The organism is Sphaerochaeta sp. UBA5836 (assembly GCF_002432845.1).
Lineage (GTDB): Bacteria > Spirochaetota > Spirochaetia > Sphaerochaetales > Sphaerochaetaceae > Sphaerochaeta.
In genome coordinates, this window is sequence record NZ_DJGW01000096.1 from 1 (window position 1) to 12,804 (window position 12,804).

A 12,804-nucleotide genomic window follows, 5' to 3' on the forward strand; every position below is an offset into this window, starting at 1 on the left:
TTGATTACTTCAAACAGATCAACGACACCTATGGCCATGATATCGGGGACCGGTGTCTGGTGCAGCTCTCAAAATCCATATCCCAGGTTATCTGTACAGAGAACGCCCTCTTCCGATGGGGAGGCGATGAATTTTTAATTGCCTGTCCCGCTGACCCCATGGACGAGCTTGAAAAAGTAAAAAAGACATTGCTTGAAACAACCCGGGCAAGTATCGTCATGCATGACGGAATAGCAATTACGTTTACCATTTCCGCCGGGATATCCACGTTTCTTCCTTCCGATACTTCGGAGGATCAGGTTCTCAAGCGGGCGGACTCCGCCTTGTACCGAGCCAAGCAGCTTGGCCGGAATCGAGTCGAAGTAGAATTGTAAGAAAAAAGACTTGACAAACAGTACAAGAGAACGGTATAAAATATCTGAATGTTAGCAATAGCTAACTATGGAGGATCCAATATGCCCCTTTCCTTTGCCCAAGCTGGAGAAACACGCAAAATACTTTCCTTGCAGGGAGACGACACGATGAAACAGCATCTGCTGGACATGGGCTTCGTTGCAGGACAAATCGTGCAAATCATCGGCAACAGCAATCAGGGCCTTGTCCTCTCCATCAAAGGCGTTCGCCTTGCCCTTAACCGCGGTTTGGCACACCGCATCAATGTTGCATAATACCGTTCGAAAGAACGAAGAGAGGTTTGATAGATGACACTCGGAGATTTGCGTCCTGGAGAGAAGGCACGGGTTCTGAAGATCGGGACCCAAGGAATGTTGCGGCAGCGCATTTTGGACATGGGAATCACCCCTTCAGTCGAAGTGAAGCTTGTGAAGGTTGCTCCCTTGGGAGACCCCTTGGAGCTTACATTGCGCGGATATCAGTTGAGCTTGAGAAAAAGCGATGCTGCGTTGATTGAAGTTGAAAGAGGCTAATATTTTTTTTCTACCAAAAGTTAGTAATAGCTAACATATAGAAGGAGTCTTCCATGCCCATTACCATTGCCCTTGCCGGAAATCCGAACTCCGGCAAGACTACCGTATTCAACGCCCTGACCGGATCGAGACAACACGTAGGAAACTGGCCCGGAGTGACCGTCGACAAGAAAGAGGGGCAGTACCGCAAGGACAAGAATCTGACCATTCTCGATCTTCCCGGAACCTATTCACTCAGCCCCTACAGCGCTGAAGAAATCATCACCCGTACGTATATCGTAGAAGAGAAATCTGCCTGCATTATCGATGTATTGGATGGCACTTCTCTTGAGAGGAATCTGTATCTTGCCCTGCAGATCATGGAAACCCAGGTGCCCACCGTGCTTGCAGTCAACATGATGGATGAAGTAGCGGCACGAGGAGATGTAATCGATTTCGCCCGCCTGGAGGCTGAGCTGGGTGTTGCTGTTGTTCCGATAGAAGCGAGAAACAACAAAGGCCTTGACGTGCTCATGGAAGCTGTATATCGGACAATAGAGCAGAAACGCAAACCCAAACACCTGGAAATCTACTCCTTGGCAGGAAAGGTCGACGAGGATACCCTTGCCGACCGTCGGTATGCCTACATCCAGTCATTGATGGAAACCTGTGTCAAAAAAACGGGTGTCCAGGGTGTTCGGTCCGAGAGTGTGAGCGACAAGCTTGACAAGGTGTTGACTCATCGATTCTTTGCACTCCCTGTCTTTGCCTTGGTCATGTATATGTTGTTTGCCATGACATTCAGTGAGAACTTCCTGTTCATACCCGGCCTGCCCAGTCCCGGCATAGCCCTTGCAGCCTTGGTGGAAACGGTGTGGGGTGGCTTGACCGATGTGGTTTCCGTCTTCCTCGAAAACGCCGGGGCCTCGGATTGGGCCTACAGTCTGGTAGTCGACGGCGTGTTGGAAGGAATCGGGGCGATTTTTGGATTTCTCCCCCTTATTTTGGTGCTTTACCTGCTGATGAGCTTCTTGGAGGACAGCGGCTATATGGCGCGGGTTGCCTTCGTCATGGATAGGATTTTCAGACGATTCGGGCTTTCCGGACGCTCCTTCATCCCCCTCTTGATGGGATTCGGCTGCTCCGTACCTGCAATTATGGCAACAAGAACCTTGGACAGTGAAAAAGATCGCAGGATCACCACGCTCTTGTGCGGGTTCATGCCCTGTGGAGCGAAGCTGCCGATCTTCATCATGTTCGTCTCCGTCTTCTTTGCCGAAGGAAACAAGACCCTGGTCCTGTTCTTCTTGTATGCGCTCAGCCTATCGGTTTCGATTGTCGTCTCGCTTATCATCAACCGCATTGCCTACAGGGGCCAGGTTTCCAACTTCTTGATGGAACTTCCCCAATATCGTCTTCCCAAGCTTCGCTCGGTGTGGATCCATGGGTATGAGAAGGTGAAAGGCTTCGTACAGAAAGCGGGAACCGTTATTCTCGCAGCCACGATTCTTATTTGGGTGCTTTCGAACTTCAATGTGCAGTCCTTCACCGGTCAGAATCGTCTTGAACGGGGAACCGTGCTCTCTGAAATGGATAACTCCTTCCTGGCTTCCGTGGGGAAAACAGTGGCTCCTGTGTTCAAGCCGACCGGCTTCGGGGCCTGGAGACCGACAGTAGGCATTGCCACAGGCTGGATTGCCAAGGAGATGGTGGTTGTTACGCTGGCACAGCTGTACAGCGAGGACGTAAGTGAAGCGTATCTTGAGCAATACTTTGCATCGATGGATGCAGATGCATTGGCAGAACTGGGGTTTTCCGATGGGATTTACTCACCCGATGAGGCTTTTGACATCTATACCGAAGCGGTGTTGATGGAAGGTGGTGATGAGCATGCTTTGAGCACCATCCATGCCGATATTCCAACCAAGCAGGCAGCCCTTGCCTACATGGCTTTCAATCTCCTTTGCATGCCCTGTTTTGCAGCGGTAGGTGCAATGAAACGGGAATTGAAGAGTTGGAGGCGCACTGCTTCTGCAGTAGGAATCCAGATGGCGACAGCCTATATCGTGGCGCTGTTGATCAACCTGGTCGGTTCGTTGTTCTAGGAGGTGAAGCATGATCAACTACGTTATTGGATTCGGTTCAGCATTTTTTCTTCTCACCCTGTTTGCCAAGGCCATCCGTCGAAGAAGGAGAATCAAGGCGGGCAAGGAAATGTTGCACATGTGCAGTGGATGCTGCTCCTCCTGCAATGCAGATTGCTCACACTAATTCAATGTCCTTCTCTGTAATGCTTATTTCCTCTTGTTCCCCACTGGCTATGACACCCCGCCTGAGGGTGGAGAACAGCTGTCTTACATTGCCGGGCCAATGATAAGACTGCAAGAGTTTCAGGCTTTGCATCGATACTTCTTTTTGAGGTGCATTCAGACTCAGATAGTGGGAGCAAAGCTGGGGAATATCTTCCTTATGTTCACGAAGAGCAGGCATATGGATGCAGGTATCGGTAATACGGTATAAAAAATCCCTGCGCATCACATTGCGGTGGATGAGAGCGGAAAGCTTCTCATTGGAGGCCGTGATGAGTCGGAACTTGGATATTCTCAGCTGTGTTTCTCCGTACCTTCGATACTGGCCTGTCTCCAACAGGCGCAAGAGGTGTGCCTGGAATTGCAAGGTGAGATTTTCCACTTCATCAAGGAACAACGTCGATTGATGGGCCTCGTGCACAAGACCGGGAAGCTCCGTCTTTCCGTCGGTAAAAGCACCCTTGGCATGACCGAAAAACATGGAGTTGCCCAAGGCGCTGTTGAGTAGCGAGCAGTTCACCGAGACAATGTTCCTATGGGGATATTTGAGATGATGCAGATAGTTGGCGGCAATCTCCTTGCCTGTTCCTGTCTCTCCGTACAGATGGACGGAACAATCCTGATGGGCATACCGCTTCAGCTGTTCCCGTACCAAATGCATGCAATCGCTTTGCCCGATCAGCCCGCTTGGTTGGTACGAGGCTTTTTCCTGTACTGCTTCTTGCTGTTTCAGCGTGTCCAAGTATTCAAACAATTTCGGATAATTCAACTCATCCCGCTTCACACAAAACAATTTCAGATTGCTTGTGGCCGGCACCGGGTCCGACTGGTCCTTTTCCAGACACAGAAGGATGGGAACCTCTGTTTGTCTGTCGGACAAGAGTTGCAGGAACCATTGGTACGAGCCCTTGCCTAATCGGTTGTCGATGATTATGAGTACCGGTTGTTCCGTCTGCAGGGCTGCAAGGGCTTTTTCAGCCATGGAAAACTCACGAAGAAAACTGGTTGTAAAGTGCGACTTGAATTTTTCCTTGAACCGCCAATCAGAGGAGACGATGAACAAAGACATAGAAACTCCTAACAGATGGATATAGGAAATCTCGGTTGGAAGATCTGAGAAGTATGAGTGTTTTTCGATTATTCCCACGAAAGATTCTGAAAGTAAGTGTTACTTGGTTCTACTCTTGTTACGAGAGGTGTACCGGTTTAATTTCATGCTTCCGTGAGCAGGACTTGTATGGCGGAAAGGGCATAGAGGCCGGCTGTTTCACTTCGAAGAATATTGGTTTTCAACAAGACGGGATGAAATCCCGATTGCTCCAGGAACAAGCACTCTTCATCGCTGAAACCTCCCTCCGGTCCAATAAGGACGCAAACAGGTACGTGGAGTGGATGGCCCTTGAGCAGGGAAGTAAGCGTTTCCTGCTTCTCTGAACGCATGCTTTGGTGGAAGAACATGGCCAAGCCGCGATCAGCCCACCAGGTCGGGACGTCCTTCAGCTCAAGCACCTCTGGTACAAGGTGCGTGGGAATGGGAGACCCGCTTTGCTGCAGGGCCTCCTTGATCTGGGCGTCAAGGCGCTCAAAACGGGCTTGTACCGCTTTCTCTTTCTTGTCTGAAAGATCGGTGACGCAGTACCTGCTTGAAACCAAGGCAAGCGTTGCAGCACCGATTTCGGTGGCCTGGCGAAAAATCTGTTCCTCTTTCTTTCCTTTGCAGAGACATTGAAGCAGCACCAGGTTGGGATACGGCCCCTGATAGGAAGGCAGGGTATCGGTGGTCTGAACCTGCATGGTCGAATCGACCTGCCGGCAGGAAAGCACGCAACCGCTGGCCGTAATCTCGGTGAGGGTGAGTAGAATCATATGGCCTTCGGTGTCGCGCCCGAGGATTTGCTGTCCTTTTTTCAGGCGCAATACCTTGGTCAGATAATGGCTCTCCTTGCCTTTCAGCTCAAGAACCGGAGCACCCTCATAGGAGCGAGGCAGTACCAACTGCCTCATTGTCCAGTCCTGATGAACTGAACAGCGCGATTGAGCTGCTTGTCGAAGGTGGCATCGGCGATGGGTCGCTTGTCATAGGGCATCTTCGACAGATACTCGTTGCGAACCAGAAGCGTCAGCACTTCCTCGTCGATTCCTCGTTCAGCATACAGCTTTGCAAAGCGGCGGATGTTCTCTTCGCTCGGCTCTGGATTCTCCTGCACATAACTGCTGATCACCTTGTCGGTCATCAACTGCTCAAAGGCTGGAATCTCATCATCCGAAAGCTGCACATCCTCGACCAATATGTCCGGCTCGATTCCCAGCTTGTGGATGTTCTCTCCGTTGGGGGTGTAGTAGTGTGCCGTTGTCACCTGGGCGAAGCCCGAACCGAAGCGGAACACATCCTGCACGATACCCTTGCCGAACGTCTTCGTCCCGATGAGGGTAGCCCTGCCGTTGTCCTTCATGGCGGCGGCAAAAATCTCGGCGGAGGAAGCAGAGCCGGTATTGGTAAGGATGACGATGGGAAGGTTTGCAGGTACTTCCGCGTTTCCGGTGGATATATACCGTTGATCGCGCATCGTGCCTTTCTTGCCCTGGATGGTTACCAGCGTCTTGCCCTCCTCAAGGAAGATGTTCGCCGACTGCAGGGCTCCGTCCACAGCCCCTCCTGAATTGTTCCTCTCATCGATGATCAGGCCGACGATGCCCTGCTTCATCAACTTTTGTACGTGTTCGAGCAGTTGATTACCGGTTTGAGGGGTGAATTCAGAGAGAATGATGTACCCGATGTTTCCCTCAATGACTGTGCTGTCGACTGTAGGGGCGGTGATCATTTCCCGTCTGAGCGTCAAATCAAAGGAGGTCCCATTGCGGTAGACCGTGATGGTTACCAGGGTGTTTACCTCTCCCCTGAGCTTCATGCTCGCTTCGTAGCTGGTCAACTCGTCCACCTTCTCCCCATCGATGTGACTGATCAAATCACCTGCCATCAACCCGGCCCTTTGTGCCGGAGATCCGGGGAACGGTGAGACGATGGTGATCATATACGTGGAGGGATCGGAGGGGTCGATAGTATCCGGGGAGGGTTTATTCAGATACGTTCCTATCCCGCCATATACCCCGCTGGTTTCTTCCTGGTACTCCTTTGCCTTGGAGGGCGGAACATAAAAGGAGTAGGGGTCGTCCAGGGATGCGATGAGGGCGGAAGCAAGATCGTTGAACATCTTCTGCTTGTCAATCTCATCGATATAGATTGAATCGACATACCGGTACAGCCGTTCCAGCGAGGCCATATCGATAGAAATTTGGTCTGCTTCCATGCTTGTGCGGGTGGAAAGCGGAGCCGCAAGAATCTGCTCCATCGAACCACCTGCGAACAGGGGCAGGAAAGTCAGCAATACTATGAAACTAAGGCTAAGCCTGCGTATAATGGTTCTTCTCATATACTAAATATACAATATCAGAGAGGAAACGGCTAGGTTTTGTAGTATTGACCACACTCTTACAGCACATTACACTTGCCCCATGACACAATTCATCTCCTTCCCCAGCTGGATTTCGCCGGAAATTATCCCCGGCCTGCCTCTACGGTGGTATGGTCTGATGTACGTGGTGGCCTTCAGTATCGCCTACCTGATGATTCGTCTCCAGGCACGAAGGGGAGACATCGACCTCGATGCAGACCAAAGCCTGAATCTGGTTCTCTATTGTGTTGTTGGTCTGGTTGTTGGAGCCAGGCTCTTTTCTGTTTTGTTCTATGATGGAACCACCTATTACTGGACTCATCCTTGGATGATTTTCTGGCCGTTCAGAGACGGCCGATTTGTCGGTTTGCCGGGTATGAGCTACCATGGCGGCTTGGTGGGCGCCATTCTCGGCGGCTGGTTGTTCAGCCGCAAATACCGGATCTCCTTCCTCCGTATCGCTGATACCGTCAGCTATGCCGCTCCCTTGGGTTATACCTTCGGACGGTTGGGAAACTTTATCAACGGCGAACTCTTCGGGCGTGTTTCAACAAGACCTTGGGCCGTCATATTCCCCGATGCGCCCCGTTTCTCAACAAACTATGAGTGGGTCCGAAATCTTGCCGATTCGCTTGGCATTGCTTATCAGGATGGAAGCCTGGTAAACCTGCCCCGTCATCCCAGCCAGTTGTACGAAGCGCTGTTTGAAGGGATTCTGCTCTTTCTCTTTTTATGGTTTGTCATACGCAGGAAGAAGAATCTGAAAGCCGGCATGGGGCTGGCTTGGTATATGATCGGGTATGGGACGGTTCGGTTCTTCATCGAGTACTTCCGCGCCCCTGATGAGAACCTTGGGTATATTCTTGCATTGGGCAAACAATCGGACAATATTGCCTTGTTCCAATCCTTCTTCAACTTCTCCATGGGGCAGCTCTTCTGCCTTGCCATGATAATCAGTGGAATCGTCTTCGCACTTGTCTTGCGGAAAAAAGGAGCCTTGCATGTCTCACATAGATGAACGGGTCGCCGCACTGCGCACCCTTCTTGAAAAGCATGATCTTGATGCATGGATCATCAATGGAACCGATCCCCATCAAAGTGAATATGTTTGTACACGGTACAGGACCCGACAGTGGATCAGTTCCTTTACCGGAAGTGCCGGTACGGTGGTCATCACCAAGGACGCTGCTCTCTTGTGGGTCGATTCGCGGTATTTCATTCAGGCCCAGCAGCAGATAGCGGGCAGTGAGTTTGTCATGATGAAAGTCGACACTCCTTCGTATCCAGACCCCTATGACTACCTCAAAGAACAGCTTTCAGAAGGGAGCAGGGTCGGCATCGACAGTGCAACCCTTACCGTCTCCGCCAAGGCCTCCATGGAGGCTGCTTTTGCTGGAAAGCTGGAGGTGGTCCCCAGATCCGACCTTCTGGATGCAATCTGGCTCGATAGACCTGCTGTTCCTTCAAACAAGGTAGTCTCGGTTCCCAACGACATTGCAGGATTCAGTGCCATCCAGAAGCTTACCATGGTGCGTCTGGCCATGGCCCGCAAAGGGTGTGACTATACCGTTGTCTCCTCTCTTGACGACATTGCCTGGATTACCAATCTCAGAGGTTCTGATATCTCCTATAATCCGGTGTTCCTCTCCTATTTGGTAGTCGGCAGGCAGCAAGCCTGGTTGTTCACCAATCCAGATCGTTTTGATGCAGAAACCAAGAGCCTGGTCTCCTCGGATTTTGAGATTCTTGACTATGAAGCGGTGGTTTCCACCCTTTCAAATCTGTTCAAGGCCGATGATGTCATCTATTACAATCCCGATAAGACCAACCTTCTGCTTTTTGCAACGTTCCGAGCAAACAAGACCGTAAGCGGGCTCGATATCACAACCGACCTAAAGGCTTGCAAGAACGAGACCGAGTTGGAAGGGATGAGAAAGGCCCACCTGCTCGACGGTGTTGCCTTGGTGAATTTCCTTGCCTCCCTGGATACCCAAAACGGCAGGTATACGGAGATCGAGCTGAGCGATATGCTCAAGAGGCAGCGGAAGCGGAGTGCACACTGCATCGGAGAGTCCTTCTCCCCGATCAGCGGATGGGCCGCTCATGGGGCGATGTGCCACTATAGTGCCGATGAGAAGAGTAATGCGAAGGTGGCGGGCAACGGCCTGCTTGTCCTCGACACCGGCGGAATGTACACCTTCGGCCTTACCGATGTGACCAGGACCATTCTCTTCGGCATCCCCACCGAGGAGCAGAAACGTGACTACACCTTGGTGCTCAAAGGCAACCTTGCGCTTGCGAACATGCGCTTCCCTGAGGGAACCTGCGGGTATCAGCTGGACGTGCTTGCAAGGCAGTTCCTCTGGCAGCAGGGCTTGAGTTACTTCCACGGCACCGGCCATGGATTGGGGTTCCGGCTCTGTGTCCATGAGGGGCCTCATTCAATCAGTCCCAAACCGCTGGCGGTACCGCTGAAGAAGGGTATGATCGTCAGCGATGAACCGGGTGTCTACAAGGAAGGCCGGCACGGCATTCGCCTTGAGAACATCCTTGCAATCAAAGAGGATGTGAAAACTGAATTTGGACAGTTCTTGAGCTTTGAAGTCTTGACCATCTGTCCGTTTGAACGCACATTGATAGACAAGAATCTGCTTACCGAGGCGGAAATTGCCATGGTGGATGCCTACCACCAATGGGTCTATGCAGAATTGAAGGATTTGGTGGACGGTACAGCTCTCCCATACCTTCAGAGAGCCACCGCAAGGCTGTAAGCGGATATACGAGAAGGAGAATATACCAATGGTTGATGCATTGAAAAAAATGGGAAAGATTTCCCGCAAAGGTCCCGTCGTCCTGGTGATCATGGACGGAGTAGGATTCGGAAAATACAAGGAGGGCGATGCCGTTGCAGCCGCTCTCACTGGGAACTTGAACAAGCTGTATAAAACCAATCCCTGGACCAAGCTGAAGGCGCACGGCTTGGCCGTCGGACTTCCCAGCGATGACGATATGGGAAACAGTGAAGTCGGCCACAATGCCATGGGCTGTGGACGGGTTTTCTCCCAGGGCGCAAAACTGGTGAACAATTCCATCGAAACCGGGGCCATGTTTGAAGGATCCACCTGGAAGAAATTGGTGGCCAATGTAAAAACCAATGCATCGACGCTCCACTTCATCGGCTTGCTCAGCGACGGGAATGTCCACTCGCACATCGACAACCTCAAGGCCATGATTGTCCAGGCCAAGAAGGAAGGGATTGCAAAGGTCCGTGTCCATGCCCTGCTCGACGGCCGTGATGTCGGCGAGGTCAGCGCACTTGAGTACTTCGATCCCTTTGAGGAATTTCTCGCTTCCCTCAACGATGCTTCCTTCGATGCAAGGATTGCCAGCGGCGGTGGCCGCATGGTTATCACCATGGACCGATACAATGCAAACTGGAACATGGTCCGCAAGGGTTGGGAGACCCATGTGTTGGGTGAAGGCAGGATGTTTGCAGGCGCCCATGAGGCCATCGTGACTCTTCGCAAGGAGAGCAAGGCCATCGATCAGGACCTGCCCCCGTTTGTCATCGCCAAGGACGGAAAGCCGGTGGGAACCATTGAGGATGGGGATAGCGTCATTCTCTTCAACTTCCGCGGCGACCGTGCCCTTGAGATCACCAAGGCTTTTGAAGCCGAGCAGCTCACTGAGTTCGACCGCAAACGCCATCCGAAGGTGGAGTATGCCGGCATGATGGAATACGACGGTGATCTGCATGTTCCCAGACAATTCTTGGTCACGCCTCCTGCCATCGACAAGACGATTGCTGAATACCTTTGTGCTTCCAAGGTGCGGCAGTTCTCAATCAGTGAGACGCAGAAGTTCGGACACATCACCTACTTCTTCAATGGAAACAAGAGCGGTAAGTTCGATGACAAGCTTGAAGAGTATGTGGAGATTCCCAGTGACATCGTTCCCTTCGAGGAAAGGCCGTGGATGAAGTGTGCAGAGATCGCCGACCGCGTCATCAAGGAAGTTGAGAGCGGAACATGGGACTTCATCAAACTCAATTTCCCCAACGGGGACATGGTAGGCCATACGGGCAACTTCCAAGCGGTTGTATGCTCCATGGAGGGTCTTGACCTGCAGATCGGCAGGATTCACAAAGCCGTCATGGAAGCCGGTGGCGTCATGGTCATCACCGCCGACCACGGCAATGCCGACGACATGTTCGAACATGGAAAGGATGGAAGTGTACAGTACAAGGAGAATGGCGATCCAAAGGCCAAGACCAGCCATTCGCTCAATCCTGTTCCCTGCATCATCTGTGACAGCAACTACCAGGGTGAGTATGAAACCGAGCTCAAAACAGGCTTGGGGATCAGCAGCATTGCTGCAACCTGCATGAACCTTCTCGACTTTGAAGCTCCCGCTGAGTATGATCCGAGCATCATTACCATGCGGTAAGCATAGTTTCATGATATGATTGACAGGGCCTTCGGGCCCTGTTCGTCATTCCAAGGAGGTTTTTATGGAATACAAGGAGTTTGGCAGGACCGGTCATCGTTCCAGCAGGGTTGTTTTTGGCGCTGCTGCATTCAGCGAAGTGACACAACAGGAAGCTGACAGGACGCTTGGTCTCCTTCTGGACCACGGGATCAACCACATCGACACCGCCAGAAGCTACGGGGATTCTGAACTGCATGTCGGTCCGTGGATGAAAAGCAGGCGCTCGTCCTTCTTTCTTGCTTCAAAAACCGGTAAGCGCACCAAAGCGGAGGCTTTGGAGGAACTCAAGCAAACCCTGCATCGTCTGAAGACCGATTACCTGGATCTCTGGCAGCTGCATTTCCTCGTCGACCCCGAGGAGTGGGAGGTTGCGATGGGGGAAGGCGGTGCATTGGAGGCAGCCATTGAGGCAAAAGAGCAAGGCTTGGTGCGTTTTTTGGGAGTCACCGGACACGGTGTCGATGCTCCCAAGGCACATTTGAAAAGTCTTGAAGTCTATGACTTTGACGCTGTGCTTTTCCCTTATAACTTCACCATGTTGCAGAATCCTGCCTACAAGGAGGATGTATCAAAGCTCTTATCCGTCTGCAAACAACGCAATATTGCTGTTCAGACCATCAAAGCTCTTGCACGCGGAGAGTACAAACCCAACGAGAAAACGTTTGCCACATGGTATGACGCCCTCAGCGACGAAGCAGCCATCGAGAAAGCCGTACACTATGTCCTTTCCAATCAGCAGCTTTTTCTCAACAGTGCAGGTGACATTACTCTGCTGCCGGCCGTGCTCAAGGCAGCCGACAAGCCGATTGTGCAACCAACAGAAGCAGAGATGTTGAGCTTGGTCAAACAAGAGGGAATGCGACCACTTTTTACGTGATCAGGTCCAGATGTGATAGGTCCTGGTCACCAGAATGAGAATGGTGGTTCCAGCTACATAGAGAACCAGTCCGAACACATTGCATAAGGTGTTTTGGCTGATTGTAATCATGGCATTGCCGATGATCATCAGGATGAATGAGAGGCATCGTGCGAACGTCTGCCGGCTGAACTGCTCTTCGAACATGGCAATGAAGAAGGTGGCAACGGCAAGTACATTGATCAATATGCAAATACCAAGAAACAGGGAGTTGGTCACACTTGCCTCAAAAAGAAACGAAGGTGAGTTGACCGATACCGGTACGGTCATCGACAGGAACAGTGCACTTGCAGCTGCAACGAAGGAGTACTGGCTGAGTTTTGCAGGGTTGATTGTCTGTTGAAAGAGCCCAGAGGCCAGAAACAAGAATGATGAAAAGAGCAGGGAGAAATGGTAGAGCACAGAAATCGCCGACGGGCTGAGAATGAAGATATGGCTGATCGAATGATAGAGCGGCAGAATTTTGACATTGCCCAGGCTTATCATGAGGAACAAGAGAGGAAGCACCCTCGCTTCGGCTCCGATATTTGCACGATAGAAAAAGCAAAGCAGCAAGGCTGCCGTGAATGCCACCCATAGATGAATCAGGGAGGGCAGCAGATGCGAACGGGCTGTGGCCCATGTCTGTAGCTGTACAGCACTGATAATGCCGTGAACGATGCAAACAGTGAGAATGAGGGTGACGAGTCCTTGAATCCCCAGAAGGACAAAACGAAGATTTTTTCCCATGGTAT

The 12,804-nt window shown here is 51.5% G+C and carries 13 protein-coding genes; 9 read left to right on the top strand and 4 right to left on the bottom strand.

What is annotated here, in order from left to right; genetic code table 11:
* From B3F49_RS08885 to B3F49_RS08905, 5 genes are all read left to right on the top strand, one after another.
* The coding region (locus B3F49_RS08885; protein ID WP_293910513.1) for a GGDEF domain-containing protein at positions 1–374 on the top strand (374 nt) is incomplete at its 5' end.
* A gap of 81 nt (positions 375–455) precedes the next feature.
* Positions 456–668: a FeoA family protein gene (locus tag B3F49_RS08890; protein ID WP_293894999.1), complete on the top strand. Its 213-nt coding sequence runs from the start codon at positions 456–458 to the stop codon at positions 666–668.
* A 33-nt stretch (positions 669–701) separates the two neighbouring features.
* On the top strand, positions 702–926 hold the full coding sequence (locus B3F49_RS08895; protein WP_293910515.1) for a FeoA family protein: 225 nt from the start codon (positions 702–704) through the stop codon (positions 924–926).
* A 53-nt stretch (positions 927–979) separates the two neighbouring features.
* The gene (gene feoB, locus B3F49_RS08900) at positions 980–3,010 is read left to right on the top strand and encodes a ferrous iron transport protein B (protein ID WP_293910517.1); all 2,031 of its coding nucleotides are present in this window, start codon (positions 980–982) and stop codon (positions 3,008–3,010) included.
* Positions 3,011–3,020: 10 nt separating this feature from the next.
* Entirely contained in the window at positions 3,021–3,176 is a 156-nt protein-coding gene (locus B3F49_RS08905) for a hypothetical protein (RefSeq protein WP_293895008.1), read from the top strand.
* Here the strand turns inward: B3F49_RS08905 and B3F49_RS08910 are convergent.
* From B3F49_RS08910 to B3F49_RS08920, 3 genes are all read right to left on the bottom strand, one after another.
* On the bottom strand, positions 3,168–4,283 hold the full coding sequence (locus B3F49_RS08910; RefSeq protein ID WP_293895011.1) for a sigma-54-dependent transcriptional regulator: 1,116 nt from the start codon (positions 4,281–4,283) through the stop codon (positions 3,168–3,170). The two genes, B3F49_RS08905 and B3F49_RS08910, sit on opposite strands and share 9 nt — an antisense overlap.
* Positions 4,284–4,426: 143 nt before the next feature.
* A complete protein-coding gene (locus tag B3F49_RS08915) occupies positions 4,427–5,218 on the bottom strand; it encodes an RsmE family RNA methyltransferase (protein ID WP_293895014.1) in 792 nt (263 codons plus the stop codon).
* Positions 5,215–6,645 carry a S41 family peptidase gene (locus B3F49_RS08920; protein WP_293895017.1) on the bottom strand — a complete coding sequence of 477 codons (1,431 nt, stop codon included), beginning with the start codon at positions 6,643–6,645 and terminating at the stop codon, positions 5,215–5,217. The genes B3F49_RS08915 and B3F49_RS08920 overlap by 4 nt, the downstream gene beginning before the upstream one ends.
* 82 nt (positions 6,646–6,727) lie before the next feature.
* On the opposite strand from B3F49_RS08920, the gene lgt reads away from it, so the two are divergent.
* The 4 genes from lgt (at position 6,728) to B3F49_RS08940 (ending at position 12,031) form a co-directional block, all read left to right on the top strand.
* Positions 6,728–7,684 carry a prolipoprotein diacylglyceryl transferase gene (gene lgt / locus B3F49_RS08925; RefSeq protein WP_293910519.1) on the top strand — a complete coding sequence of 319 codons (957 nt, stop codon included), beginning with the start codon at positions 6,728–6,730 and terminating at the stop codon, positions 7,682–7,684.
* On the top strand, positions 7,668–9,437 hold the full coding sequence (locus B3F49_RS08930) for an aminopeptidase P family protein (protein ID WP_293910521.1): 1,770 nt from the start codon (positions 7,668–7,670) through the stop codon (positions 9,435–9,437). The genes lgt and B3F49_RS08930 overlap by 17 nt, the downstream gene beginning before the upstream one ends.
* 28 nt (positions 9,438–9,465) lie before the next feature.
* Positions 9,466–11,112, top strand: a complete 1,647-nt coding sequence (gene gpmI, locus B3F49_RS08935; protein ID WP_293895026.1) for a 2,3-bisphosphoglycerate-independent phosphoglycerate mutase — start codon at positions 9,466–9,468, stop codon at positions 11,110–11,112.
* A gap of 64 nt (positions 11,113–11,176) precedes the next feature.
* A complete protein-coding gene (locus tag B3F49_RS08940) occupies positions 11,177–12,031 on the top strand; it encodes an aldo/keto reductase (RefSeq protein ID WP_293895029.1) in 855 nt (284 codons plus the stop codon).
* Here B3F49_RS08940 and B3F49_RS08945 read toward each other — a convergent pair whose 3' ends face one another.
* Positions 12,032–12,799, bottom strand: a complete 768-nt coding sequence (locus tag B3F49_RS08945; RefSeq protein ID WP_293895032.1) for a hypothetical protein — start codon at positions 12,797–12,799, stop codon at positions 12,032–12,034.
* Positions 12,800–12,804 lie beyond the last annotated feature (5 nt).